Annotated in this window: 23 protein-coding genes and 2 tRNA genes; 18 read left to right on the top strand and 7 right to left on the bottom strand. The window is 69.0% G+C overall.

The genetic code is table 11. The features are described from left to right. Positions 1 to 32: 32 nt before the first annotated feature. The 3 genes from AB4Z18_RS16040 (at position 33) to msuE (ending at position 2,363) form a co-directional block, all read left to right on the top strand. Entirely contained in the window at positions 33 to 590 is a 558-nt protein-coding gene (locus AB4Z18_RS16040; protein WP_441783736.1) for a hypothetical protein, read from the top strand. A gap of 78 nt (positions 591 to 668) precedes the next feature. Further along, positions 669 to 1,685 carry an LLM class flavin-dependent oxidoreductase gene (locus AB4Z18_RS16045; RefSeq protein WP_441783737.1) on the top strand — a complete coding sequence of 339 codons (1,017 nt, stop codon included), beginning with the start codon at positions 669 to 671 and terminating at the stop codon, positions 1,683 to 1,685. An 87-nt stretch (positions 1,686 to 1,772) separates the two neighbouring features. Continuing rightward, on the top strand, positions 1,773 to 2,363 hold the full coding sequence (gene msuE, locus AB4Z18_RS16050; protein WP_441783738.1) for an FMN reductase: 591 nt from the start codon (positions 1,773 to 1,775) through the stop codon (positions 2,361 to 2,363). A gap of 227 nt (positions 2,364 to 2,590) precedes the next feature. Here msuE and AB4Z18_RS16055 read toward each other — a convergent pair. From AB4Z18_RS16055 to AB4Z18_RS16065, 3 genes are all read right to left on the bottom strand, one after another. Further along, positions 2,591 to 2,664 (bottom strand) — tRNA-Pro (locus AB4Z18_RS16055). A gap of 64 nt (positions 2,665 to 2,728) precedes the next feature. Then, positions 2,729 to 3,709: a metallophosphoesterase gene (locus tag AB4Z18_RS16060; protein ID WP_441783739.1), complete on the bottom strand. Its 981-nt coding sequence runs from the start codon at positions 3,707 to 3,709 to the stop codon at positions 2,729 to 2,731. Next, entirely contained in the window at positions 3,709 to 6,240 is a 2,532-nt protein-coding gene (locus AB4Z18_RS16065; RefSeq protein WP_441783740.1) for a transglycosylase domain-containing protein, read from the bottom strand. Before AB4Z18_RS16065 ends, AB4Z18_RS16060 begins: the two co-directional genes overlap by 1 nt. An 81-nt stretch (positions 6,241 to 6,321) precedes the next feature. Between AB4Z18_RS16065 and AB4Z18_RS16070 the strand changes: the two genes are divergently transcribed. Next, positions 6,322 to 6,489, top strand: a complete 168-nt coding sequence (locus AB4Z18_RS16070; RefSeq protein ID WP_441783741.1) for a DUF4177 domain-containing protein — start codon at positions 6,322 to 6,324, stop codon at positions 6,487 to 6,489. Further along, entirely contained in the window at positions 6,489 to 6,959 is a 471-nt protein-coding gene (locus AB4Z18_RS16075) for a RidA family protein (protein ID WP_441783742.1), read from the top strand. Before AB4Z18_RS16070 ends, AB4Z18_RS16075 begins: the two co-directional genes overlap by 1 nt. 69 nt (positions 6,960 to 7,028) lie before the next feature. Here the strand turns inward: AB4Z18_RS16075 and acs are convergent, their stop codons facing one another. After that, entirely contained in the window at positions 7,029 to 8,978 is a 1,950-nt protein-coding gene (gene acs, locus AB4Z18_RS16080) for an acetate--CoA ligase (protein ID WP_441783743.1), read from the bottom strand. 372 nt (positions 8,979 to 9,350) lie between these two features. On the opposite strand from acs, the gene AB4Z18_RS16085 reads away from it, so the two are divergent. From AB4Z18_RS16085 to AB4Z18_RS16105, 5 genes are all read left to right on the top strand, one after another. After that, positions 9,351 to 10,340: a TadA family conjugal transfer-associated ATPase gene (locus tag AB4Z18_RS16085; RefSeq protein WP_441783744.1), complete on the top strand. Its 990-nt coding sequence runs from the start codon at positions 9,351 to 9,353 to the stop codon at positions 10,338 to 10,340. Positions 10,341 to 10,383: 43 nt separating this feature from the next. Further along, the gene (locus AB4Z18_RS16090; RefSeq protein ID WP_441783745.1) at positions 10,384 to 11,310 is read left to right on the top strand and encodes a type II secretion system F family protein; all 927 of its coding nucleotides are present in this window, start codon (positions 10,384 to 10,386) and stop codon (positions 11,308 to 11,310) included. 87 nt (positions 11,311 to 11,397) lie between these two features. After that, complete coding sequence (locus AB4Z18_RS16095) at positions 11,398 to 11,592, top strand: DUF4244 domain-containing protein (RefSeq protein WP_441783746.1); 195 nt, start codon at positions 11,398 to 11,400, stop codon at positions 11,590 to 11,592. 7 nt (positions 11,593 to 11,599) lie between these two features. Further along, a complete protein-coding gene (locus tag AB4Z18_RS16100; protein WP_441783747.1) occupies positions 11,600 to 11,953 on the top strand; it encodes a hypothetical protein in 354 nt (117 codons plus the stop codon). Beyond that, positions 11,950 to 12,342 (top strand): Rv3654c family TadE-like protein, encoded by a 393-nt coding sequence (locus AB4Z18_RS16105; RefSeq protein WP_441783748.1) that lies wholly within the window; start codon positions 11,950 to 11,952, stop codon positions 12,340 to 12,342. Before AB4Z18_RS16100 ends, AB4Z18_RS16105 begins: the two co-directional genes overlap by 4 nt. An 18-nt stretch (positions 12,343 to 12,360) precedes the next feature. On the opposite strand, the gene AB4Z18_RS16110 is transcribed toward AB4Z18_RS16105, so the two are convergent. Further along, entirely contained in the window at positions 12,361 to 12,606 is a 246-nt protein-coding gene (locus AB4Z18_RS16110) for a hypothetical protein (protein WP_441783749.1), read from the bottom strand. Positions 12,607 to 12,889: 283 nt separating this feature from the next. Between AB4Z18_RS16110 and topA the strand changes: the two genes are divergently transcribed. From topA to AB4Z18_RS16145, 7 genes are all read left to right on the top strand, one after another. Continuing rightward, a complete protein-coding gene (gene topA / locus AB4Z18_RS16115) occupies positions 12,890 to 15,649 on the top strand; it encodes a type I DNA topoisomerase (protein ID WP_441783750.1) in 2,760 nt (919 codons plus the stop codon). Further along, complete coding sequence (tmk, locus tag AB4Z18_RS16120; RefSeq protein ID WP_441783751.1) at positions 15,646 to 16,266, top strand: dTMP kinase; 621 nt, start codon at positions 15,646 to 15,648, stop codon at positions 16,264 to 16,266. Before topA ends, tmk begins: the two co-directional genes overlap by 4 nt. Before the next feature lie 44 nt (positions 16,267 to 16,310). Beyond that, positions 16,311 to 17,501 (top strand): DNA polymerase III subunit delta', encoded by a 1,191-nt coding sequence (locus tag AB4Z18_RS16125; protein ID WP_441783752.1) that lies wholly within the window; start codon positions 16,311 to 16,313, stop codon positions 17,499 to 17,501. Then, positions 17,498 to 19,054 carry an alpha/beta hydrolase gene (locus tag AB4Z18_RS16130; protein WP_441783753.1) on the top strand — a complete coding sequence of 519 codons (1,557 nt, stop codon included), beginning with the start codon at positions 17,498 to 17,500 and terminating at the stop codon, positions 19,052 to 19,054. The genes AB4Z18_RS16125 and AB4Z18_RS16130 overlap by 4 nt, the downstream gene beginning before the upstream one ends. A gap of 51 nt (positions 19,055 to 19,105) precedes the next feature. After that, positions 19,106 to 19,798, top strand: a complete 693-nt coding sequence (locus tag AB4Z18_RS16135; protein ID WP_441783754.1) for a TetR family transcriptional regulator — start codon at positions 19,106 to 19,108, stop codon at positions 19,796 to 19,798. 81 nt (positions 19,799 to 19,879) lie between these two features. Then, positions 19,880 to 19,955: transfer RNA gene (locus AB4Z18_RS16140), tRNA-Thr, on the top strand. 4 nt (positions 19,956 to 19,959) lie between these two features. Continuing rightward, positions 19,960 to 20,133: a DUF2945 domain-containing protein gene (locus AB4Z18_RS16145; RefSeq protein WP_441784017.1), complete on the top strand. Its 174-nt coding sequence runs from the start codon at positions 19,960 to 19,962 to the stop codon at positions 20,131 to 20,133. Between the two features lie 124 nt (positions 20,134 to 20,257). Here the strand turns inward: AB4Z18_RS16145 and AB4Z18_RS16150 are convergent, their stop codons facing one another. Next, a complete protein-coding gene (locus tag AB4Z18_RS16150; protein ID WP_441783755.1) occupies positions 20,258 to 21,859 on the bottom strand; it encodes an outer membrane protein assembly factor BamB family protein in 1,602 nt (533 codons plus the stop codon). Continuing rightward, positions 21,856 to 22,461: an RNA polymerase sigma factor gene (locus tag AB4Z18_RS16155; RefSeq protein ID WP_441783756.1), complete on the bottom strand. Its 606-nt coding sequence runs from the start codon at positions 22,459 to 22,461 to the stop codon at positions 21,856 to 21,858. The genes AB4Z18_RS16150 and AB4Z18_RS16155 overlap by 4 nt, the downstream gene beginning before the upstream one ends. 396 nt (positions 22,462 to 22,857) lie before the next feature. Here AB4Z18_RS16155 and AB4Z18_RS16160 point away from each other — a divergent pair, with 396 nt between their 5' ends. After that, the gene (locus AB4Z18_RS16160) at positions 22,858 to 25,416 is read left to right on the top strand and encodes a PKD domain-containing protein (protein ID WP_441783757.1); all 2,559 of its coding nucleotides are present in this window, start codon (positions 22,858 to 22,860) and stop codon (positions 25,414 to 25,416) included.

The raw sequence follows: 25,416 nt of genomic DNA on the forward strand, positions 1-25,416 counted from the left end.
CGTGAGCCGGGCCCCTACAGAAAGGCGGGCCGATGTTCAAGAAGATCCTGGCGGCAGTCGCCGTGACCGCGGGGCTGCTGCTTGCGGCTCCCGCGGCGGCGAATGCTGTCAACTACACCGACGGCGCCCAGTGCAAGTTCGACGTCAGCGTCGTGGAGGCAGGCGGAACCGCAACGCTCGTCTGCATCCCGGGCACCTGGTCGCCCGGCGAGGCCATCAACTGGACCGTGACCGGACAGAACGGTGCCCAGTTCAAGCTGGCATCGCTGAAGACCGCGACCAGTAGCCTCGCATTCACCAAGCACTCCAACGCCGACGGCAGCGACGTGCTGACCGTGACGCTCCCCGCGGATGCGTCCGGAACCTACAGCGTCGTCGGAGTCGGCCAGTCCAGCGGGCACGAGTGCCCCGCCTCGCTGACCGTCCTACCGGCCGACCAGGCCAGCACCGTCCTCGACCCCGGAGACGGACTCGCCCACACGGGCTCGGTCGTCGCCACCTGGGCGGCCTGGATGGGCGGCTCGCTCGTCATCCTGGGCCTCATCGCCCTCGCGGTGGTGGGCTGGGTGCGCAAGGTCAAGGCGTCCTGACACCACCATCGATGATTCCCGGTCCGGCCTTCCTGGCCGGGCCGGGAATCACTGCGTGAGGGGTGCGTTACACCTGGAGTGAGCGCCACCAGCATCCCCCTCAACGTCCTCGATCTCGCCAGCCGCCCCGCCGGAGGGACCAACTCCGACGCCGTCGCCGGCACCGTGCAGCTTGCGCAGGCCGCTGAGCGCCTCGGCTACGACCGGTTCTGGGTCGCCGAGCACCACGGAATGCCGGCCATCGCCTCCAGTGCGCCGGCGGTGCTGATCGCCGGAGTCGCAGCGGCCACCGAGCGCATCCGGGTCGGCAGCGGCGGCGTCATGCTGCCCAACCACGCCCCGCTCGTCGTCGCAGAGCAGTTCGGAACGCTCCGTGCCCTGTACGGCGACCGCATCGACCTCGGGATCGGGCGCGCGCCCGGGACCGACGGGGCGACCGCGATGGCGCTTCGGCGCAGCGCCGAGGGGCTCGGCGTCGAAGATTTCCCGCAGCAGCTGCTCGACCTGTTCGGCTTCTTCTACGGCGGGGTGAGCGACGCGAACCCGTTGCACGGTGTGACCGCCATCCCGGGCCTCGGCGACGCCCCACAGATCTGGCTCCTCGGCTCGAGCGGATACAGCGCTCAGGTCGCTGCGGCGCTCGGCATCCGATTCGCCTTCGCCCACCACTTCGCCGGGGAGAACACCGAGGCGGCGCTGGACCTCTACCGTTCCCGGTTCGAGCCGAGCGACCTGCTCGCCGAACCGCACACGATGATCGCGGTCAACGTCGTCTCCGACGATGACCCAGAGACGGTGCGCGCCCTGTCCCTCCCGGGCCAGCTGTCGTTCCTGCGGATGCGCCGCGGGCTGAAGCCCGAGCCGGTCAGCGTCGAGGAGGCCCTCGCCTACGAGTTCAGCCCCCTGGAGGAGGAGTTCATCGCCAACCGGAACGCGCGCCAAGCCGTCGGGACGCCCGACGAGGTGAAGGCCCGGCTCGACTCCCTGCTGGCGTCGACCCAGGTGGATGAGCTGATGGTCTCGTCGGGGGCAGCGACTGTGGAGGGCCGCATCCGTTCGCTCGAGGTCGTCCGGGAGCTGTACCCCGCAGCATGACGGACCGTGACGGCGGACCGCGCGGCGGTGCGCCTCGCCGGGTACCGTTGGGCCACATCCCCGTCCCGAGCAAAAGGCGGTTCCCACATGTCGCATCCACTCAACGTGGTCGGAGTGAGCGGAAGCCCCACCCACCCGTCGCGCACCACCGTGCTGGTCGATGAGGTCGCGCGCTCGTACGCGGACGCCGTCGGCGGGGTCTCTCGCACGATCCGGCTCGCGCCCCTGCTGCCGGAACTCGGCGCGGGCCCGTTCCGCAGCAGCCTCAGCCCTGTCGTCATCGAGGCGCTGGAGGCGGTCGAGAACGCCGACATCCTCGTCGTCGGCTCACCCGCGTACCGCGCCACCTACACCGGCCTCTTCAAGCTGTTCTTCGACCACGTCGGCCAGTACGCTCTGGTCGACAAGCCGATCGTCCTTACGGCCACGGGCGGCAGCGATCGCCACGCCCTCCTGGTGGAGCACCAGATGCGGCCCCTGTTCGGCTTCTTCCAGTCGCTGACCCTGCCCCTCGGGATCTACGCGGCCGAAAGCGACTTCGCCGACTACGAGATCAGCTCGCAGGACCTCCGCGACCGCATCGACACGGCCGTGTCGCGCACCCTGCCGCTCATCCGGTCGGACAGCGATGCGTCGCGGTTCCCGGAGCCTGAGTTCGCACGACCCGACGCGTTCTGAGGCATCACCGCCGAAAACGACGAAGGGCCGGAGCGTGAAGCTCCGGCCCTTCTGCACGGTCGGGGTGCGCCCCGCGCGCTCCCCCAAACGCCGCTCCGCGCTCCGCGCGGGGCGTCGCCAGGGGCCCCTCGCTGCGGGGACCCCAATAGACAGCAGCGAGTAGTGAAAAAAGCCGGTGGGCACGTGATCGCTTCGCGATCCTCGTGCCCACCGGCTTTTTCACTACGTCGGGGTGACAGGATTTGAACCTGCGGCCTCTTCGTCCCGAACGAAGCGCGCTACCAAGCTGCGCCACACCCCGAAGGCCTCATCCAGGATACACGAGCGCAGCGCCGCTCATGACCACTGCGACCGCGGAACCGGGCTCAGGAGGCGGCGGTCAGGGTGACGAGAGTGGCTTCCGGTCGGCAGGCGAAACGCACCGGGGCGAAGATCGAGGTGCCCAGGCCCGCGGACACGTTGAGGTAGGCCGAGCGGAACGCATGACGCCAGACACTCAGCCCTTTGACCTGAGCGCGCGGGATGTCGCAGTTCGTGACGAGTGCGCCGAACCCGGGCACGCACACCTGTCCGCCGTGCGTGTGCCCCGCGAAGATCATCGCGGCACCGTACGTCACAAACGCGTCCAGAACGCGGCGGTACGGCGCATGGACAACGCCGATCGTGACGGCCTGCCGCTCGGCGCGAGGCCCCTCATCCGGCCAGGTGTTGTCGTCGGAGAACGGGTCGTCCTCGCGCAGCTCATCGAGCGCGCCCGGGATGGCCTCCACCCGGTCGAAGCGGATGTGCGGGTCGTCGACGCCGAAGAACTCCAGGTAGGTGCCTCGGACCTCGAGCGCCGCGGCCCGGTTGTCCAGATCCAGCCAGCCGAGATCGCGGAAGAACGCGGTCAGCGATGCGGTGTCGAGTCGCGGCGCGATCGGCGGACGCTTCTTCGACGGCCCGAGGAAGTACTTGAGCGGGTTCTTGAACTGCGGTCCGAAGTAGTCGTTGGAGCCGTGGACGAAGACGCCCGGGATGCCCTGGAAGCCTTCGTAAGCGGCTCGGACGCCTTCCAGCCCCTGCTCGTGGCCGAGCACGTCGCCCGTCTCGACGATCAGATCCGGCTTCAGACGGGCGAGGGAGCGGATCCACTCCTGCTTGTCGCGCTGCCACGGAGCCATGTGCAGGTCGGAGAGGTGCAGCACGCGGATGGGCTCGGCGCCGGCGGGGAGCACAGGGGCGCTCACCTCTCGCAGCGTGTACGAGCGGCGCTCGACCAGCGAACCGTACGCGAACGCCGCAGCGCCCGCCCCGGCCACAAGGGCCAGGGCGGACGCCGCGGGATGAAGACCTCCGCGAGCCACTAGCCGCCCGCGCCCGGGGTCGGCGCACCGCTTGCCGCCGAGAGCGCCAACGTCACCTGGCTACCCGGCTTCGCGGCCGCGCCGCCTGCAGGGTCCTGCGATTGCACGGTCGCCGTTGGACTGTTGCCGCCCGCGGTCTTGACCTTGAATCCGGCTGCCGTCAGAGCGGCCAGCGCATCCCCGTACTTCTGACCGACGACGTTCGGCACTGCGACAAGGGACCCGTTGCTCGTGAAGAGCGTGACCGGGGTGCCCTTGCTCACCTGGGTGCCGGGCCCCGGATCAGTTCCGGAAATCGTTCCCGCCGGCGCCACCGAGTCCTGTGGTCCGCCGTCGGCCGAGTCGAGACCGAGGCCCGTGAGGATGGACTTCGCCTCGTCGGGCGTCTTGCCGGTCAGATCCGGAATGGCGACCTGTACGCCGCGCGTGAGCTTGTCGGGCGCCGCGGGGAAGTCGTCGCCGCCGTACTTGGCGACCGCAGCGGTCATCATGTTTCGCATGACCGCGGTACGAGCGATGGCGGGAGTGGTGCCGTGCGTCGGGAAGATCCGGCGCATGTCCACGTGGCCGGTGATGTTGCCGACCCAGTACGCACCGGCGACCTTCGTGGTGGCGGCGACCAGCCAGAGCTGCTCGTTGCCGTCCGTGGTGCCGGTCTTGCCGAGCATGTCCTTGCCGGTGCGGTTCATCCCTGCGGCGGTTCCGCCCTGGAGCGGGCCCTGGAGCGCCTTCGCCATGGTGTTCGCGACGGCGGGGTCGACAGCCTGGGAGCACTTCGTGGCCGGCGGTGGGACCTCCTTGCCCGTGCCGTCGATGATCTTGTCGATCACGATCGGCGTGCAGGTCAGGCCGTTGTTGGCGATGCCCGCGAAGGCCGTGGCCATCGTCAGCGGTGCGATGTTGTTCGTACCGAGCACCGAGGCCGGGTTGCTGTCCAGGGGGGCGCCGGTCGCGGTGTGGACACCGAAGGATTCTGCATCCTTCTTGATCTCGCAGAGGTCGAGCTGGTACGCCATGGCGACGAACGCGGTGTTGATCGAGTTCGTGGTCGCGTTCTGGGCGCTCCGGATGCCTTCCTCGCCGCCCGAGTCGTTGGTCGGCTTCCAGGGGCCGCCCCAGGCGGCTCCCGGGCAGCTGTCCTTGAACCTCGACTGGTCGTAGGTGCGGACGTTCGCGTTCACGCTCTCGTTCAGCGAGTGGCCCTGCTTGAGCCACTCGGCGAGGGTGAAGACTTTGTAGGTCGAGCCGACCTGGAAGCCGTTGGATCCGCCGTAGGCCTGATCGGTGGCGTAGTTCACCGAGGTGTAGTCGGTGCTGGTGTTCAGCACGTCCGGGTCCTGGCTGTACTTCTTGTTCTGCGCCATGTAGAGCACACGGCCGGTGCCCGGCTGCACGCCGGTCAGCACGCCACCAAGGTTGGCCCTGTCGTACGACGGCGGCACGTAGGAGGCGATGGTCTCCTCGGCGGTCTGCTGCAGCTGGAGGTCGAGGGAGGTGTAGATCTTGAAGCCGCCGCGGTTGAAGTTGGACGCGCGGGTGTCCTCGTCGGCGCCGAAGGTCGGGTCGTTGAGGATGGTCTTCTGCACGTAGTCGCAGAAGTACGCAGACCCGCCCGCGGTCTGGCAGCCGCGCACCGACGGGGTGATGACCGGCTGGATCGGGGTCTTGACCGCCTCGTCGTACTGCGTCTTGGTCAGCTTCTTGTACTGGTACATCTTCTGAAGGATGTAATCGCGACGCTCTTTGTTCTTCGCGTAGCCGTTGGCCGCACCGTTGTCCTTGGAGTCCGGACTGTCGATCTTCAGGCTCGTGGGCTCGTTCACGATCGCGACCAAGCTCGCCGCCTGAGCGGGGGTCAGCGCCGCGGCGCTGGTGTTGTAGTAGTAGCGCGCAGCCGCTTCGATGCCGTACACCGAGCCGCCGAATCCGGCGATGTTCAGGTAGCCGACCAGGATCTGGTCCTTGGTGAACTTCTTCTCGATGCCGATCGCGTACTTCATCTCCTTGACCTTGCGGTCGGGGGAGACACCGGTCGACTCGGTGACGCAGTCCTGGTACTTGGTCTTCTGCTCCTTGGTCTTGACCGGGAGCGCCTCGCACTTCTGCAGGAGCACGTTCTTCACGTACTGCTGGGTGATGGAGGATCCGCCCTGGACGCTGCCGCCCCCGACGGTCGAGAGGACACCGCGGACGGTGCCCTGGATGTCGACGCCGCCATGGCTGTAGAACCGAGGGTCCTCACCGGCGATGGCGGCATCCTTCGCCGCCTGGGAGATCTGGTTGAACGCGACCGGGAGACGGTTCTGGGAGTAGAAGGTCGCCAGGGGCACATCCTGGTCGCCGTTCTTCGCATAGATGGTGGTCGGCTGGGCGAGCTGATCGATGTTCAGGTACTCCGGGAGACCTTCGAACACACCGATGCTGTTATTGGCGGCCATACCCGTGACCGCGATCGCGGGGGTGACGGCGGCGGTGACCAGAAGACCGGCCACGACACTCATGCCGATGAAAGCACCGGCGGCGCCGAGCACACCTCTAGCCTGTGGTTTTTGCGCAGACATAGGATCAGAGTAGGTGATGAACCTGCAAAATCCCCCGATTCGAGGAGCACGATGCCGCGCTGGGAATACCTGACCACCCCGCTGATCATCCACAACACAGCAGCGATCCTGAACAACTGGGGTTCGGAGGGATGGGAGCTGGTGCAGATCGTCACCGGCCCGGAGGGCGGCCTCGTCGCCTACCTCAAGCGCCCGCTGCAGGATGAGGAGCAGGCCTAATGGCCGACGTGGAGGCGCGTCTCGCGCAGCTCGGGATCGAACTGCCCGACGTCGTCCCGCCCGTTGCGGCCTATACGCCCGCGGTCCTGGACGGCTCGTACTTATACACCTCTGGGCAGCTCCCGATGGTCGCGGGCGCGCTGCCCGCCACCGGCAAGGTCGGCGAAGGCAACGGCCTCGTCTCGGCCGCCGATGCCAAGGAGTACGCACGGATCTCGGCCCTGAACGCCCTCGCTGCGGCGAAGAGCGTGCTCGGGTCGCTCGACCGCGTCCGCCGTGTGGTGAAGGTCGTCGGGTTCGTGGCGTCCGACCCCGCGTTCACCGGTCAGCCCGGCGTGATCAACGGCGCCTCGGAGGTGCTCGGCGACATCTTCGGAGACGCCGGAGTGCACGCCCGATCGGCGGTGGGCGTCGCGGTGCTGCCGCTCGACTCCCCGGTCGAGGTGGAGTTTGTGCTCGCGGTCGACTGACGCGCTGCACGAACGTACGACGAAGGGGCGGCGCCGCTGGCACCGCCCCTTCGTCGTGTTCGTCGCTCGCTACGAGAGCTTGGCCTGGATCGAGCTCATCACGGCCGTGTCGGCGAGGGTCGTCGTGTCGCCGACCTCGCGTCCCTCCGCCACATCGCGCAGCAGGCGCCGCATGATCTTGCCGGAACGGGTCTTCGGCAGCTCCGTGACGATGAAGATGTCGCGCGGGCGGGCGATCGCACCGATCTGCTCGGCGACGTGCTTGCGCAGCTCGGCCGCCACATCCATCGCGCCCGCCTGCTCCAGCTGGTTCTGCTTGATGATGACGAACGCCACCACGGCCTGACCGGTCGTCTCGTCGTTGGCGCCCACCACCGCGGCCTCGGCCGTGAAGGGATGCGCGACCAGCGCCGACTCGATCTCCGCCGTCGAGAGGCGGTGCCCGGAGACGTTCATGACGTCGTCCACACGGCCCAGCAGCCAGATGTCGCCGTCCATGTCGTACCGGGCGCCGTCGCCGGCGAAGTACTTGTCGCCGAACTTCGACCAATAGGTCTCCTTGAAGCGCTCCGGGTCGCCCCAGATGCCGCGGAGCATGCTCGGCCACGGTTCGGTGACGACGAGCAGGCCGCCCTGGTCCTTGCCGACGGGTGTCCCGGTCTCATCGAGGATGTCGATGGAGATTCCGGGCAGGGGCACCTGTGCGCTGCCCGGCTTCAGCGTGGTCACCCCGGGCAGGGCCGAGACCATGATCGCGCCGGTCTCCGTCTGCCACCAGGTGTCGACGATAGGGGTCTGATCGCCGCCGATGACCTCGCGGTACCACATCCACGCCTCAGGATTGATCGGCTCACCGACCGAACCCAGCACGCGCAGGCTCGACAGGTCGAACTTCTGCGGGTGCTGCCGGCCGATCTTCATGAACGAGCGGATCGCGGTCGGAGCGGTGTAGAAGATCGAGACCTTGTACTTCTCGATGATCTCCCACCAGCGGCCGGGATGCGGGGTCTCGGGTGTGCCCTCGTACATGACCTGCGTCGCGCCGTTCGCGAGCGGGCCGTAGACGACGTACGTGTGCCCCGTGATCCAGCCGACATCGGCGCTGCACCAGTAGACGTCCGACTCCGGGTGCAGGTCGAAGACGAATTTGTGCGTGAAGGACGACTGCGTCAGGTAGCCGCCCGAGGTGTGCAGGATGCCCTTCGGCTTCCCCGTCGTGCCGGAGGTGTACAGGATGAACAGCGGCTGCTCGGCCGGGAACGCCTTCGCGACGTGGTCGGCATCCACCAGGGCGATCTCGTCGTGCCACCACAGGTCGCGGCCCTCGGTCCACGCGACCTCGTTCTCGCCGCGCTTGACGACGAGGACGTGCTCGACGGTGGTCGCCTCGCCGGTGAGGGCAGCATCCACGGCGTCCTTGAGCGGGAAGACGCGGCCCTTGCGCCAGCCGCCGTCCGCGGTGATGACGAGCTTCGCCTCCGCGTCGTCGATCCGCGACCGCAGGCTCTCCGCGCTGAACCCGCCGAAGACCACCGAGTGGACGGCGCCGATCCGGGCGACGGCCAGCATCGCGATGACGGCCTCGGGGATCATCGGGAGGTAGATGGCGACGCGATCCCCGGCACGGATGCCGAGGCTCGTGAGCAGATTGGCCGCCTTCTTCACTTCGGCCGTCAGCTCGGCGTAGGTGATCGAGCGCGAGTCGCCTGGCTCGCCCTCCCAGTGGATCGCCACGCGGTCGCCGTTGCCGGCGAGGACATGGCGGTCGAGGCAGTTGAACGCGACGTTGAGCTCACCGTCGTCGAACCACTTGGCGAAGGGAGGCTCGCTCCAGTCGAGGGTGCGGGTGAAGGGGGTGTGCCAGTGGATCAGTTCACGTGCCTGGTCCGCCCAGAAGCCCAAGCGGTCCGCGGCCGCGCGCTCGTAGAGGCCGGCGTCGGCGATCGCGTCGGCGGCGAATTCGTCGCTCGGCGGGAACCGGCGGGCTTCATGGAGCAGGTTGTCGATTGTGTTGCTCATGGGGAGTCTTTTCGCTCCTTTGCGATGCTGTCGTTTCGAGTCGTGGCGCGACAATGCCTGACTCTACAACCTGCCGTGAGGGCCGCCCCAGAAGACTTGCGTTTGCATCGATTCTGCGTAAACTGGACCCCGGCCGAATGTAAATTCGTGCGTGCGGCGCAATCGATTCCCCCCAATCCTGCGCCGCAGTGGCCGCACCTGTTCCCCCCAATAGGTGCGGCCCCCCTCTTTTTAACGCGGATTTCCGCGTTGTGACTCGTCCACAGGCCAGCGATCGGCCCGGTTGTCCACCGTTCTCGATGATGACGTCCGGCCGGCCGGCTCTCTTCGTAGCCTCGCCGCATGATTACTGACGGCATGACTACTGACCGCATGAGTACTGACGAGAGCGGCGACGAGTCGCGCGAGCCGGGGCTCTGGCGCACCTTCGGTCCGCTGGCCCCGTACCTGTTGCGCCCGGGCATCACGGACCTGTTCCTGACCGGTGGGGGCGAACTGTGGAGCGACGGGCCGCCTGACGGCCTGCGGCGCGAGAACGGGTGGCGTGCCGGCCCGCAGGATGCCCGGGAGTTGGCGGTCCGCCTGATCGCGGCGGGCGGGCGGCACATCGACGAGGCGACGCCGTTCGTCGACGTGCGGCTGCGCGGGGGAGTCCGCGTGCACGCCGTGCTCCCACCCGTGTCTACGGGAGGAGCGCTCCTGTCGATCCGGGTGCCCCGGCGCAGTCAGCCGTCCCTCGACGACCTCGTCGCGGGCGGCGGGATGCCGTCGGCCGACCGCGACCGGCTCCTGGCAGCCGTGCGCGGCCGGACGAACCTGCTCATCACCGGCGCCGGCGGAGCGGGCAAGACGACCCTGCTTGCGGCGATGCTGGGGAACGCGCCGCCGGGCGAGAGGATCGTCGTGATAGAAGATGTCGCCGAGCTCCGCATCCAGCACCCGCACGTGGTCGGGCTCGAGACGCGCCAGCCGAACCTCGAAGGCGCGGGAGGGGTCGACCTGCGCCGCCTGGTCCGTGAGGCGCTGCGGATGCGGCCCGACCGCCTGGTACTCGGCGAATGCCGGGGAGAAGAAGTGCGCGACCTCCTCGGAGCGCTGAACACCGGTCACGACGGCGGCGCAGGCACGATGCACGCGAATTCGCTCGAGGATGTGCCGGCGAGGCTCGAGGCGCTGGGCGCCCTCGCCGGGCTCGGCGAACACGCGCTCGCGCGCCAGGCGGTCAGCGCGATCGGGCTCGTGGTCCACCTGGAGCGAGTGGATGGTGTCCGGCGCCTCTCGGGATTCGGCCGGCTGCGCCTCGACCGGGAGGGGCGGCTGGCCGTCACCACGCTGGACACCGCGGGCGGGGCGTCGCAGTGAGTGGGGCTGCGCGTGCTTGTTGGGGAGGTCGGTCTCGTCGCTGGTGCGGACCGTGAAGCGGCTACGGCTACGGCAACGGCCCGGCGAGGCGGCAGACGCGACGGCGGCGCTGGCCGAGTCTCTCGCCGTGCTACTCGATGCCGGTTTGAGCCCGCGATCCGCGTGGAGGGCGACGGCAGCGCATCGCGTGCATCCCGTCGCCGCCCGCGTGGTGAGCGCGCTTGCGAGTCAGCCGTCGTGCGCGCGTGCGCTGATCGACGCGGCGAGTACTGACGACGTGCGCATGATCGCAGCGGCCTGGAGGGTCGCAGAGCAGTCCGGCGCGCCTCTCGGGCACGCCCTGCGGACGGTCGGCGAGACGCTGCGCGACGTCGCGGAAGCCGAGCGGGAGGCCGACGTGGCACTCAGCGGACCACGTGCGACCGCGCGGCTGATCTCGTGGCTGCCCGCCGTCGGCGTCGCGATGACGGTGGCGCTGGGTGCCGACCTCATCGGTACCCTGACGTCGACTGCCGGTGCGCTGGCGGTCGGGGCGGGGCTGCTGCTCCTGTTCGGCGGGCGGTGGTGGATGCGCGCACTCGTGGTCGGCGCGCTCGCCCGCAAGCACACGGCCGGTCAGTTGGAGGAGCTCGTCGCCGTTGCACTCGCCGGCGGCGCGTCGGCCGAGGCGGCGATCGAGACCGCACGGGCGGCGACGGCCGCGGCGGGGCTCCCCGCGAACGACGACGGTCCCGTACGGTCGGTGATCGACCTCGCAGCCTCTGCGGGCGCACCGGCCGCGGAGTTGTTGACAGCGGCGGCGCGCCAGCAGCGACGCTCCGCCCGCGCCGACGCTCGACGGTCTGCGGCGACGCTGGGCGTGAGGCTGCTGCTCCCGCTCGGCCTCTGCGTGCTGCCCAGCTTTCTGCTCCTCGCCGTAGCGCCGCTGGTGTTGTCGCTGCTCTCGTCCACAACGACGGGCCTCTGGTGACTTCTGCACAGATGAAGGGGATGCCCTCCCTGCCGGCGGCCCCGGACGAAGGATGGAAACGGAAGCAGAACGATGAGAGGGGCTCCCATGGTCCAGGTGATCGAGAAGGTACGCAGTATGCGGCAACGGCTGCGCGAGGATCGGGGTGCGGCCACGGCGGAGTACGCGATTACGATCCTCGCCGCAGTCGGCTTCGCCGGCCTCCTGGTCGCCTTGCTGAAGGGCGACGAGGTGAAAGCCATCCTGTCCGAGCTGGTGCATCGTGCACTGTCCGGTGGGTGAGCCGCAGATGAGTCACAGAACGCGTCGGCGGAGGTGGCGCTCCGACCGCGGCAGTGTGACCGCGGAGTTCGCCGTCGCACTGCCGGCGGTGCTCGCCTGTCTCGCACTGTGCGTTGGCGCGGTGTCCGGTTCCGCTCAGCTGGGTGCGCTGACGGCCGGTGCCGCAGCGGCGGCCCGGCTGGCGGGCCGGGGCGACGACCCAGCGGCGGCGCCCATCCCAGGCGGAGCCGGGATGGGCCTGGAGCGGGCCGGGAGCACCGTGTGCGTGCGACTGACGGCAGCAGAAGACGCGACCCTCAGCCGGATCGGCGTTCGGCTGAGTGCCCGGGCGTGCGCGCTGGATGAGGGAGCTGAACGGTGACCGCGAGCCGCCCCCGGCATTTCGCACGCGCGGCGATCTTCGACGACCGGGGGAGCGGATCTGTCCTGGCGCTCGGGATCCTATCCGCCGTGCTTGCGCTCGCAGCCGGGGCCTTCCTCGTGGTGGGCGCAGGGGCGGCCCACGCTCGGGCGGCTGCCGCCGCCGACCTCGCGGCGCTCGCAGCCGCCGACGTCGTGAGCGGACGCGCTCCGGGCGTGCCGTGCGACGTGGCTGAATCCGTCGTGGAGGCGAACGGCGCCGGCCTCGTCGCCTGCGACCAGGCGGGCGTGGCCGTCACCGTCACCGCCGCCGTGCCGTATGCCGGTCTCAGCGCATCCGTATCCGGGCGAGCAGGACCGCCCCGCGGAGTCGAAGCGAGTCCCGGGTGACGTGCGTGGAGGCTGGAGTCAGTCGAAGACGGTCTCGAGGTAGCGGTACGAGACGGCCGTCGGTCCCCGGCCGTGGCCGTCGTCGGACGCGAACTCGAGCTCGGCGCCCGCGGCGCGGATATAGAGGTAGTGCTTCGAGCCCTGCGGAGCGGAGATCTCCAAGCGAGGACGGGCGTCTCCGGAATCGAGGAAACCGGTCGAGATCGTCTTGCCCTCGAGAGGGCCGTCGATCAATTTGGCGGTGTACGTCGTCGTCGTTGCCATGCCCTCATTGTCCTCCCGAGCGTCGACCCGGCATAGACCTCGGGTCGTGCTCCCGCGGCTCTGAGGCGCGGACGCAGCGCAATCGCCGGCACTGCGCCCACGGCGAACGCAGATGACTCGATTAGGCGGACAAGCGGCGAAGGTGTGTATGGTTTGCCTGTCGGCCGCACGGACCACGTCTCGAGTGGATCGGCGTCTGCAGGGGGAGCGCGCCACGCCGTCCGGTCGGAACCCGACACAGTCAGCTGTGGCGACACAGTGTGTGCATATTAAGAGGAGTCAGGTGTCTGACACGAAGAAGCTCGTCATCGTCGAGTCACCGAACAAGGTGAAGTCGATCGCCCAGTACCTGGGCGACGGCTACGAGGTCATGGCCTCGGTCGGGCACATCCGCGACCTCATCGAGCCGAAGAACCTGCCCCCGGAGCTCAAGAAGGGGTCGCTGGGAAAGTTCTCGGTCGACGTCGAGAACGAGTTCGAGCCCTACTACGTGGTGTCCGACCAGAAGAAGAAGACGGTCGCCGACCTGAAGCGCGCGCTCAAGAACGCCGACGAACTCCTCCTCGCGACGGATGAGGACCGCGAGGGCGAAGCCATCGCGTGGCACCTCGTCGAGGTGCTGAAGCCAAAGGTTCCCGTCAAGCGGATGGTGTTCCACGAGATCACCCGCGAAGCGATCGAGCAGGCCCGCGACAACACCCGCGAGATCGACACCGCGCTGGTCGACGCGCAGGAGACCCGTCGCATCCTCGACCGGCTCTACGGCTACGAGGTCTCACCGGTGCTCTGGCGCAAGGTGGGCCCTGGCCTGTCCGCGGGTCGCGTGCAGTCCGCTGCGACCCGGCTCGTCGTCGACCGGGAGCGTGAGCGCCTCGCGTTCGTGCCCGCATCGTATTGGGGCCTGACCGCCCAGCTCGCACCCGAGGGCGCCAACCCGTTCGAGGCCAGGCTCGCCCGGCTCGACGGCGACCGCGTCGCAACAGGCCGCGACTTCGACGACCACGGCCGTCTCACCTCGGGGGCGCGCACCCTCGACGAGGCATCCGCGACCGCGCTCGCGGCGGCGATCCGCCAGCCCAGCACCGAAGTCGCCGTCTCGAAGGTCGACTCCAAGCCGTACTCGCGCCGGCCGGCGGCGCCGTTCACCACCTCCACCCTCCAGCAGGAGGCGGCGCGCAAGCTCCGCTTCTCCGCCCGGCAGACGATGAGCGTGGCGCAAACGCTGTACGAGAACGGCTACATCACCTATATGCGCACCGATTCCGCGTCGCTGTCGCAGCAGGCGACGAACGCGGCGCGGACGCAGGCAGCGAAGCTGTACGGTCCGGAGACCGTTCCGGACAAGCCGCGCACCTACGCCTCCAAGAGCAAGAATGCCCAGGAGGCACACGAGGCGATCCGTCCGTCCGGCGAGACGTTCCGCACGCCAGCCGAGCTCGAGCGCTCGCTGCGCGGACCGGAGTTCCGCCTCTACGACCTGATCTGGAAGCGCACGGTCGCCTCCCAGATGGCCGACGCGAAGGGGCAGACCGCCTCGGTGACCGTGCAGGCGCGCGTCACGGACGGTCCCCTCGACGGAGCGGTCGCCGAGTTCACGGCGAGCGGCACGGTGATCACGTTCCGCGGCTTCCTCAACGCCTACGAAGAGAGCAAGGACGAAGAGCGCAACGCGTCCGACGCGGCGGAGGCCAAGCTGCCGCCGCTCACCGAGAAGCAGCCGCTCAGCGTTCAGGATGTCGCGGCCGACGGCCACGAGACCACGCCTCCGCCCCGCTACACCGAGGCGAGCCTGGTCAAGAGCCTGGAAGAGCTGGGGATCGGGCGGCCCTCGACGTTCGCCAGCATCATCTCCACCATCATCGACCGCGGCTACGTCACGCAGCGGGGCCAGGCTCTCGTACCCAGCTGGGTCGCCTTCTCGGTCGTGCGACTGCTGGAGGACTACTTCGGCGACCTCGTCCAGTACGACTTCACCGCCGAGATGGAGGACGATCTCGACCGCATCGCCGACGGCGCCGCGGAACGGGTCGACTGGCTGAACAGCTTCTACTTCGGAAGCGACAAGCACAAAGGCCTCCGCCGGGTCATCGACAACCTCGGCGAGATCGACGCGCGGAGCATCAACTCCATCGCCATCGACGAGGGCGTGACGCTCCGCATCGGCAAGTACGGCCCGTATCTCGAGGTCACCGACCCCGAAGCGGGTCCCGATGCCCCGCCGCGACGGGTCAACATCCCGCCGGAGCTCGCGCCCGACGAGCTCACGCCCGCCAAGGCGCGCGAACTCATCGAGGCCCCGGTGCAGACCGACCGCGTGCTCGGTGCGAACCCGGAGAACGGCAAGCTCGTCCTCGCCAAGGACGGGCGCTTCGGCCCCTACGTCACGGAGGCCGACCCGGAGGAGGAGCCCACCGCCGACGCCAAGACCGGCGAGGTGACGGAACCGGCGAAGCGCACCAAGAAGGCGGCAGCAGCGAAGCCGCGCACCGCATCCCTCTTCAAGTCCATGGACCTCGGTTCGATCGATCTCGACACCGCACTCAAGCTGCTCGACCTGCCCCGCGTCGTCGGCGCCGATCCCGAGAGCGGCGACGAGATCCAGGCGCAGAACGGTCGCTACGGTCCGTACCTGAAGAAGGGAACGGACACCCGTTCCCTGCCGAGCGAGGACGACATCTTCGAGGTGGATCTCGCGGGCGCCCTGGAACTCTTCGCTCAGCCGAAGTACGGCAACCGTCGTGCCTCCAGTGCGCTCAAGGAGTTCGAGGCCGACCCGGTCAGCGGCAAGCCGATCCGCGTCAAGGACGGCCGTTTCGGCCCGTACGTGACCGACGGCGAGACGAACGCGACGATTCCGCGCGGCGAGACCGTCGACGAGGTCGACTTCCCCCGCGCCGTCCAGCTGCTCGCCGACAAGCGCGCCAAGGCCCCGGCCAAGAAGCCCGCCCGGAAGGCCGCCCCCGCCAAGAAGCCGGCGGCCAAGAAGCCGGCCGCCAAGAAGCCCGCCGCGAAGAAGCCGGCCGCGAAGAAGACCGCCGAGTGAGCGGGGGCCTCTTCATCACACTCGAGGGCGGCGACGGCGTGGGGAAGTCCACCCAGGCCGCCCTGCTCGAGGAGTGGCTGAGAGGGCTCGGCCGCACCGTCGTCCGCACCCGTGAACCGGGCGGGACCGACGCCGGGGTCGAGATCCGGGAGATCGTTCTGCACCACCGCGGCGACATCGCTCCGCGGGCGGAAGCTCTGCTCTACGCGGCCGACCGGGCGCACCACATCGCGACCGTCGTCCGGCCGGCGCTGGCGCGCGGCGAGGTCGTCGTCCAGGACCGCTACATCGACTCCTCGGTCGCCTACCAGGGTGCCGGGCGGGTGCTCGACGCGCAGCAGATCCGCGACCTGTCGCTCTGGGCGGCCGAAGGCCTCCTGCCTGACCTGACCATCCTGCTCGACCTCGACGAGGATGCCGCACGCGCCCGCCTCGACACCGCCCGCACCCGTTACGACCGGTTGGAGGCGGAGCGATCCGACTTCCACGCGCGCGTCAGGGCCGGCTACCTCGGGCTGGCCGAGCAGGAGCCGGACCGTTTCCTGGTCGTCGACGCCGCACGGCCGGTCGAGGAGATCGCGGCCGAGATCCGCGACCGGCTCGCCGCCCGCGTCTGACCCGCGGAGGGATGGTGTCCGCGGTGCCAGCTAGCCTGGAGACCATGACGGTGTGGGACGACCTGACGGGTCAGGACGAGGCGATCGACGTCGTCCGCGCTGCCGCAGAAGGCTCGGGCGCCGGCGATGCCGGTGGTGCGCCGGGCCGCGGGATGACCCACTCCTGGCTCATCACGGGACCGCCCGGCTCCGGCCGCTCGAACCTGGCCTACGCGTTCGCGACGGCCCTCCTCAGCCCCGGGACGCCGGAGGGCGACCTCGCGGCGGCGCGCCAGGTGCAGGCACGCACCCACCCCGACCTCGCCGTGCTCAGCACAGAGCGCGTGATCATCTCCATCGACGAGGTGCGTTCGCTGGTCGCCAGCTCCCAGTTCGCCCCGTCGGTCGGGCGCTACCGGGTGATGGTGATCGAAGACGCCGACCGGATGACGGAGCGCACCTCCAACGTCCTCCTCAAGGCCCTCGAGGAGCCGCCCGAGCGGACGGTCTGGATCCTCTGCGCGCCGAGCGACGCCGACCTGCTGCCGACGATCCGGTCCCGGGTCCGCACGGTGCGCCTCCGCGTCCCGACCGTCGGCGACGTCGCTCGGCTCATCGAACGACGTGACGGGGTCGACGCCGAGACGGCGGAACGTGCCGCGCGGCACGCGCAGAGCCACATCGGCATGGCGCACCGGCTCGCCACCCACGAGGAGGCCAGGAGCCGCCGCGACCGGACGCTGGAACTGGCCCTCGGCATCCGCTCGGTGTCCGACGCGGTCCTCGCAGCCGCGACGCTGCTGGAGATCGCGGGCGCCGACGCCAAGGCGATCACGGAGGAGCGCGACGCGGAGGAGCGCGAGCACGCGCTGCGCTCCCTGGGCATCGAGCCCGGGGGAACCATCCCGCCGGCGCTTCGCGGCCAGCTCAGGCAGCTGGAGGAGGACCAGAAGCGCAGGGCCACCCGCAGCCTCCGCGACGGGATCGACCGCATCCTGGTCGACCTGCTCTCCCTCTACCGCGACGTCATGATGATCCAGCTGGGCAGCGAGAGCGAGCTGGTCAACCGCGAGCTGCGACGTGAACTCGACGCTCTCAGCGCCCGCACGACTCCGGCCGCTACGCTCGCCGCGATGGATGCTGTGGCGACCGCGCGCGAACGCATCGACGGCAACGTCGCTCCGGCCCTCGCCCTCGAGGCCATGCTGACCACGATCCTGCGCGGAACCAACGCGCGAAAGGGGACCGACCTGTGATCACCCGACCCGGCCGCCCGGTTCACCGGCACGCCGCACGCACGGTCGTCGTCGCGCTCGCGGCAGTCGTCGCACTGACGCTGACCGGTTGTGTGACCTGGTTCCTTCCGCAGAAGACGGTCACTACCTCCACCCCCACGCGTGACGATGTTCCGGCCGCCCTGCAGCCGTACTACGGCCAGGTGCTCACCTGGACGGACTGCTCCGACGGCAAGCAGTGCGCCACCGCACGGGCGCCGCTGGACTGGAACGACCCGGGTGCCGGCGAGATCAAGCTGGCCCTCATCCGCCAGCCCGCCACGGGCACCAAGCAAGGGTCCCTGCTGACCAACCCCGGCGGCCCGGGAGCTTCCGGCTTCGACTTCGTGAAGGATTCGGTCGACTTCGTCGCCGACAAGACGCTGCAGAAGCACTTCGACATCGTCGGGTTCGACCCCCGCGGTGTCGGGCGCTCGACCGCCGTGAAGTGCTACGACGCCGAGAAGATGGACCAGTACCTCTACGGCATCACGCCCGGCCAGCGCGGGTCCGACCAGTGGATCGCCGAGAACACGACGATCGCCAAGGACTTCGGGCAGGCCTGCCAGAAGAACACGGGTGCGCCCCTGCCGAAGCTCGACACCGTGAGCGCTGCCCGCGATCTGGACCTGCTGCGAGCGACTCTCGGCGACAAGAAGCTGAACTACCTCGGCTACTCGTACGGCACCTACCTGGGCACCGTGTACGCCGGCCTCTACCCGGGGAAGACCGGACGGCTCGTGCTCGACGGGGCCCTGGACCCGGCCGCCTCCAACTTCGAGGTGACCGAAGTGCAGGCGAAGGGATTCGAGAGCGCGCTGCGGGCGTACCTCACCGACTGCCTGACCCGGAAGGACTGCCCGTTCAGCGGGACGGTCGACGACGCCATGGGCACCGTCGGGCAGCTGCTGTCCGCCGTGGAGAAGAGCCCCATCCGCAACTCGGACGGGCGCGAGCTCGGCGCGAACACCCTGGTCACCGCGATCATCACCCCGCTGTACGACGCGACAGCATGGTCGTACCTCGACAAGCTGTTCGAAACGGTCATGAAGGGGAGCGCCGCGGTGGCCTTCACACTCGCCGACACGTACAACAACCGATCATCCGATGGCACGTACTCCGACAACTCCACCGAAGCGTTCGTCGCGATCAACTGCCTCGACTACACCTACGACGCCGACCCGGCCCTCATGCGTCAGCAGGCCGCAGAGCTCGCGAAGGCGGCCCCGGTGATCGGCCCGTACATGGCGTACGGCGACATCGGCTGCGCGAACTGGCCCTACAAGGCCACCGGCCAGCGCGGCCCCATCTCGGCGGACGGCTCCGCGCCCATCCTCGTCGTCGGCACCACGAACGACCCCGCCACGCCGTACGTCTGGGCGAAGAACCTGGCCTCCGAGCTCCAGAACGGCCACCTCCTGACATACAAGGGGGAGGGGCACACGGCGTACAACAAGTCCAACTCGTGCGTCAATGACACGGTCGACGCCTACCTAGTCGAGGGAACTCTTCCCTCGCAGGGAAAGACCTGCTGACCGCACCCCAGTAGAGTGGTGCAATTTTGCAGAGAATGAAATAATCGAGGCGTGTCAGTGGCCCCCGATTCCACACTGAGCGAGCTGGGACTCCGCGAGCGCAAGCGCATCGCCACCCGCCGTTCCATCCAGCTCGCCGCCGTCGAGCTCGCAAGCGAGCGCGGCTTCGACCGCGTCACGATCGATGAGATCAGCCACGTCGCCAACGTGTCACCGCGCACCTTCTTCAACTATTTCCCGTCGAAGGAGAGCGCCATCATCGGCGAGCTGCCCGAGCTGCCCGACGAGGAGAGCATCGAGAGGTTCATCGCGGCCGGCCCGGCCGAGCCCATCCTCGCAGGCATCAGCATTCTCCTCACCGCGTCGATCGACGTCGGCGACACCGGAGGCAGTGGCCCGGGGGAGACGGATGCCGGTCCCGTCAGCATGCAGCAGCTGCACACGCTGCGCCGGGCGCTCCTGAAGGACAACCCGGAACTGTTCGCGTTGCGGATGGCCAGCATGCACTCGTTCGAGGATGCGCTGAGCGGCGTCGTGCAGCGGCGCCTGGCGCACGACGATCCGGCCTTGGCCGACGATCCCGAGGCACTCCACCAGCGGGCCAGATTGGTCACCTACGTCGCCTTCGCGGGGATGCGGCACGCCTGGTCGTGCTGGGCCGATCACGGGGGTGTCGAGCCCCTCGCCGACCGTCTGCGCAGCTCCTTCGAACAGCTCGCCGCTCTCGGCAACCAGGTCCGCTGAGCCGCGGTTCGTCCGTGTCATCACGGCCGCGCAGGATCGGGTAAGCTATCTGACTGTGCGCCGGGCGGAAGCCCTGCCCACGCCGCCCTAGCTCAGTCGGCAGAGCATCTCACTCGTAATGAGAAGGTCAAGGGTTCGATTCCCTTGGGCGGCTCCATATCATCACTTTCGCTTCCCCGCGCGGCGACCACGTCGAGTGGTCCTCCCGCGGGGTGGATATGTCGGGCGAGGTCGAGAAGAACATCACCGGGGACACCGAGTCGGCCGGCCGCAGCGTGAAGGCGTCGAAGGACAACCCGCAGTACCTCGTGAAGAGCGGCAAGAGCGGCAAATAGGCGGTGCACAAGCCGGGCGCACTGCACAAGAAGAGGAAATGACGAACGGCCCGCGGGTCCCCCGATCCGCGGGCCGTTCGCCGTCCCCCTTTGTTTCCCCCTTCTTCTCTCCCCCTGGTCTGTGTCAGCCGATCGACTCGACGTGGTTGCCGCTGACGCTGACGAGGTATCCGCCCATGAACTTCCAACTCGGCCAGCCCGTTCGCTCGATCGACCAGAGCTTCGTGCCCGTCGCCAGGTCGTAGGCGGCGCCTGGCTCCGAATAACCGGCGTACGCGTACACGTTGGTCAGTCCGAACAGTTCGATGCCCGTGGACGCTGAGGGGAAGTTCCCGACCGCGGCGCCTGTGGCTCGACTCAGCTCGCAGTGATCGGCTCCGGACCAGAGCACGAAGGCGTCGTTGGCGGCGTCCAGCATCGCCCGCTCCGGACCGTAGCCGTTCGTGATGCAGGTCGGTGTCGGCACGCTCCACAGCTGATCGCCCGTCTGTTGGTCGAACAGGGTGATGGTGGCCCCGTCCGCGACGAAGAACTGGCCGGTATCGGGTGAGCCCAGCACCTGGTCGCCTGGGGCGGAGGCAGTGAAGAAGGAGCCACCGGGCGCCAGACTCTTCGTCCACACCGGACGACCATCCAGTCCGAACCCCGTGAGATCGAAGGACGTCCCTTGAGACCCATACGGCTGTCCCACCAGAATTTGACTCATCGTGCTGACCTGCTGGCCCGAGACGGTGGTCGGCTCACCCGTCTCCAGGTCGATGAAGGAGGTCTGGTACGTTCCGTTCGCCAGGTTCCAGCCTTGGGTGGTTACCACGGACGAGCCGGGCACCGGTTCGTCCAGCCACGATTCGACCTTCCCGAGAGAGGTCGACCACACCGGTTCGGCCGGGGCGGTCGGCCGAACGCGCATGATCGTGTCCTCGATCTCCCGGCCGTCGGCGTCTCGCTTGTGGGTCAGAACGAGCACGTCGCCGGAGTCGCCAGGCACCGCCTGCATGTCCCGGCTGGGATCGAAGTTGTCGCCACCGGGGTGGAACGACGCGACGGTCGCTCCTGTCGCGAGATCGAGCACGTCGTGCGGCCCCGCCGTGGGATACGGGCTGACGAACGCGGCCCGGCCGGAGGTGCCGAGGACGGTGAAGCCGGCCCGGTAGTCGAGTGTCTCCATGGAGAAGCGCCACTCGCGCTGCCACAGCACTGTGCCGTTCGAGGTGTCGACCAGGGTGACGCCGTAGTCTTCGTTCGTTTGGCTTCCGCAGTCGCCGCCGCCCTCGTACTCCTTCGGCCGCATGCCCGAGACCAGCACCGCGCGCGCGTCGCTCAGGGTGAAGGTGCTGATTCCGGTGCAGTCCGTGACGCCGGGCAAGTCGAGTGACCAGCGGGTCGTCGCCCGCAGGTTGTTGACGTCATGGGGCTCGGTGACGCCCGAATCGACGAGCGGCGGGGCCGTCGGCGTCGGAGCCGGCGTCGGAGTCGGCGTCGGAGTCGGCGTGACGGTCCGGGTGGGCGTCGGGACGGGCGCGGGTGGGGTGTCGCCGCCGAGGTGGATGATGCCGGTGAGGGCGAGCGCGGCCGTTCCACCGGCGAGCACGATCGCGACGCCGGAGAGCAGGCTGGTGAGCAGGATCTGGAAATGCTTGCGGCGGCGCGGCTCATCGGCGACGGTGTCGATCAGCAGTTGCCGGATGGCGGCGCTGCGCTCGGGAGTGAAGTCCGTGGTGCTCATCGTGCACCTCCTTCGAGGATCGTGGAGTCGGTATCGGTTGCGGTGGCGAGCGGCGAGGCCAGCTCGGTGAGCCGCTTGCGGGCACGGGAGAGGCGCGACTTGACGGTGCCCTCCGGCACTCCGAGGGCGTCGGCCGCCTGTGCGGTGGTGAGCTCCTCGAGCACGCAGAGCGTTATGACGTCCTGGTCGCGCTTGCTGAGATTCGCGAACGCGTCCCGCACCGCGCGATCGCGGCCGGCGCCGTCGAGCGACTCGTCCACCGCGGGAGCATGGTCCTCCTGCGGGGCCGGGGCCGGGATCTTGGCGAGCGCGGTGCGGTACCGGCGCTGGCCGCGGGTGTGGTTGCGGGCGGCGTAGTTCGTCGTCACCAGCAGCCAGCCGATGATCGACCCGTCGACCAGGCGCACGGACTCGCGCTTGCGCCACGCTTCGAGGAAGACGACAGCGGTTACATCCTCGGCGTCGTGCCGTTCTCGCACCAGCCGCAGCGCGTGGCCGAAGACGCGGTCGCGGTGGCGGTCGAACAGCGACGCGAACGCGGGACCGTCCCCACCGCGTGCCGCCGACCAGGCCGCGGCCTCGTCGAAATCATCCCTGCTCATACCCTCTACTGTCCGGACCGGCCCGGATGGTTCCATTTTCGGGCACCGGGAAAATTGCAGCATTCAGAAGCCCGGGTAGCCTACCCCGATGCACGAATCGGAGCCCCCACCACTTACGAGTTCGGGATGCCGCGCCGACGCGCGACCCGCCACTGCCGACGCATCGCTGCGCAGGCGAGCCCAAGAAACGCGCCGAAGACCGCAACCAGACACACTCGTAACGAGAAGGTCAAGGGTTCGATTCCCCTTGGGCGGCTCCACTCACCGCACGAACGGTTCCATCCGGGTGTCGTCGCAATACCTGGACCCGCGCTTCTACCGTGCGCGCATCCCGTTCGGAGAGTAGCCTGAGCACACGCGGGAAAATGAGAATTAATCAGGTCTATCGAGGCTGTCATGAATTCAACGACGGGAACCCGCCGGGCGCGCGCGCTCGGGTTGCTCACCGCGGTGCTGAGCGCACTGCTTCTCGTCGGAGGTGGGCTCAGTCTGGCCGGGCCCGCATCCGCAGACACGATGCCACCGGATCCGACGAACCCCGCGACTCCTCCGACGGTCGGCGCGACGGCGCTGCCGACCGTGCAGATCGACGGGGTGGCCTGGGCGCAGGTGGTCGTCGGCAACACGGTGTACGTCGCCGGCAAGTTCGGCACGGCTCGTCCGGCGGGGTCGCCGGCTGGGTCGAACACGACCCCGCGCAGCAACTTCCTCGCCTATAACATCACCACCGGCGCGCTCATCACGAGCATCAACGTCCCACTGAATGGTCAGGCCCTCGCCATCGCGGCCTCCCCGGACGGCTCGCGGGTGTACCTCGGCGGCGACTTCACGTCGGCCGGCGGAGCCAGCTACTACCGGATCGTCGCCATCAGTACGGCCACCGGTCAGCCGATCGCCTCCTTCCGGCCGGTCATGGAGAGTCAGGTGCGAGCGCTCGCGGCCACCAACACGGCCGTGTACGCCGGCGGTACCTTCTCGAGCGTCAACGGCACCGGCCGCGGGTACATCGCCAAGATCGACGCATCCAACGGCTCACTGATGACGTCGTGGACCGCCTCCGCCGACTACGTGGTGGATGCGCTGGCCGTCAGCCCGGACGGGAACCGCGTGTACGCAGGCGGCCGGTTCAAGAACATGAGCGGCACCGCTCACTACGGCCTCGCGATGCTGACCGGGTCCACCGGAACGAATCTGGCCTTCCCGGCGAACAGCGTCATCCGCGACGCCGGCACCCAGGCCGGCATCACCGCCCTGGTCGCGACCTCCGACCGCGTGTACGGCTCGGGCTACGTCTTCGGCTCCGGCGGTAACTTCGAGGGGAGTTTCGCAGCCGACGGCGTGACCGGCTCCCTCATCTGGATGGAGGACTGCCACGGCGACACGTACTCCGTGATGCCCCTCGGCGACGCGCTCTACGCGGCCGGGCATCCTCACGATTGCCGCAACGTCGGCGGATACCCCGAGACGAACCCACGCACGTTCCACCACACCATCGCCTTCTCGAAGGCCCGCACGGGGACGCTGACCAACGACGGCAACCCGAGCTACGCGAACTTCCGCGGCCAGCCCTCGCCCACGCAGCTGAACTGGTTCCCGGACTACGTGACCGGGTCGTACACCGGCCAGGGGCAGGCGGCCTGGAGTCTCGCCGGCGACACCCGGTACCTGGTCGTCGGCGGCGAGTTCCCCGCGGTCAACGGCACGGCTCAGTACGGGCTCACCCGCTTCGCGAACGACTCGGTCGTGCGCAGCACGACCGGGCCCAACAACAACACGGCGCTCACCCCCAACGCCACCTCCAGCATCGCCGGGCAGGCGACCGTGAGCTGGACGGCGACGTACGACCAGGACAACGTCTCGCTGACCTACGCGCTGGCCCGTGACGGCGACACGGCGCACCCGGTGTACCAGGTGACGCGCTCCTCGGTGTTCTACAACCGCCCGGCGATGAACTTCACCGACACGGGCCTCGCCGGCGGCAGCGCCCACACGTACACGCTGACCGTGACGGACCCGGACGGCAACCGGATCTCGCGCGTGGGCAACCGGGTCGTTGTGGCCGGGGGCGGTGCGAACCAGCCGCCGACGGCATCCTTCACCGCGGGGGTCAACGGCTTGGCGGTCGCTGTGGACGCCAGCGCGTCGAGCGACCCGGATGGCACGATCGCCTCGTACGCCTGGACCTTCGGTGACGGCGGGACCGCGTCGGGTGTCTCGGCGGGCCACACGTACGCTGCAGCCGGCACGTACACGATCACGCTGAAGGTCACCGACAACGTCGGTGGGACCGCGACGACGACCCGGCAGGTCACCGTCGCGGCCACGACCGGTAACACCCTCGCCAAGGATGCGTTCGAACGGACCGTCGCAAGCGGATGGGGATCGGCCGACACGGGCGGCGCCTGGACGGGCGCCGGCACGGCATCCTTCTACTCCGTCGCGTCGGGCACCGGGCGGATGAACGATCCGGCCGGCACGACCCGGACCGAAACCCTGGGTGGTGTCTCCAACAGCCGGACGGACTCGACGGTCACGTTCACGACCGACCTGGCGCCGTCGGGCGGTGGGGTCTTCGTCTCGGCCATCGGCCGCCAGGTCGGCTCCGCGGCGTATGAGGGACGTGCGTGGCTGAGCGCCAGCGGCGCGGTCCAGGTGCAGTTGCTCGTCAACGGGAACACGCTGCAGGCCGTCCCGGTCGGCGGGCTGACCTACACCGCGGGGCAGCAGTTGAACCTCCGCGTCCAGGTCGTGGGCACCTCCCCGACGACGATCCAAGCGAAGCTGTGGCCGGCGACCGGCGCCGAACCGGCCGCGTGGCAGGCGACCGTGACGGACTCGACGGCCGGACTCCAGTCGACCGGGAGCGTCGGGTTGCGTGCCTACCTGTCGGCTTCCGCCACGAACACCCCGGTGACCGTGCGGTTCGACAACTATCTGGTCGTCGCCGTCCCCTGA

The organism is Leifsonia sp. 2TAF2 (assembly GCF_052115085.1).
Lineage (GTDB): Bacteria > Actinomycetota > Actinomycetes > Actinomycetales > Microbacteriaceae > Leifsonia.

Coding starts and splice junctions, on each gene's coding strand:
- AB4Z18_RS16100 (WP_441783747.1), top strand. CDS start 11,600: ATGAGTCACAGAACGCGTCGGCGGAGGTGGCGCTCCGACCGCGGCAGT.
- AB4Z18_RS16070 (WP_441783741.1), top strand. CDS start 6,322: ATGCCGCGCTGGGAATACCTGACCACCCCGCTGATCATCCACAACACA.
- AB4Z18_RS16150 (WP_441783755.1), bottom strand. CDS start 21,859: ATGAGCACCACGGACTTCACTCCCGAGCGCAGCGCCGCCATCCGGCAA.
- AB4Z18_RS16075 (WP_441783742.1), top strand. CDS start 6,489: ATGGCCGACGTGGAGGCGCGTCTCGCGCAGCTCGGGATCGAACTGCCC.
- AB4Z18_RS16160 (WP_441783757.1), top strand. CDS start 22,858: ATGAATTCAACGACGGGAACCCGCCGGGCGCGCGCGCTCGGGTTGCTC.
- acs (WP_441783743.1), bottom strand. CDS start 8,978: ATGAGCAACACAATCGACAACCTGCTCCATGAAGCCCGCCGGTTCCCG.
- AB4Z18_RS16125 (WP_441783752.1), top strand. CDS start 16,311: ATGACGGTGTGGGACGACCTGACGGGTCAGGACGAGGCGATCGACGTC.
- AB4Z18_RS16155 (WP_441783756.1), bottom strand. CDS start 22,461: ATGAGCAGGGATGATTTCGACGAGGCCGCGGCCTGGTCGGCGGCACGC.
- AB4Z18_RS16085 (WP_441783744.1), top strand. CDS start 9,351: ATGAGTACTGACGAGAGCGGCGACGAGTCGCGCGAGCCGGGGCTCTGG.
- AB4Z18_RS16040 (WP_441783736.1), top strand. CDS start 33: ATGTTCAAGAAGATCCTGGCGGCAGTCGCCGTGACCGCGGGGCTGCTG.
- AB4Z18_RS16110 (WP_441783749.1), bottom strand. CDS start 12,606: ATGGCAACGACGACGACGTACACCGCCAAATTGATCGACGGCCCTCTC.
- AB4Z18_RS16095 (WP_441783746.1), top strand. CDS start 11,398: ATGGTCCAGGTGATCGAGAAGGTACGCAGTATGCGGCAACGGCTGCGC.
- msuE (WP_441783738.1), top strand. CDS start 1,773: ATGTCGCATCCACTCAACGTGGTCGGAGTGAGCGGAAGCCCCACCCAC.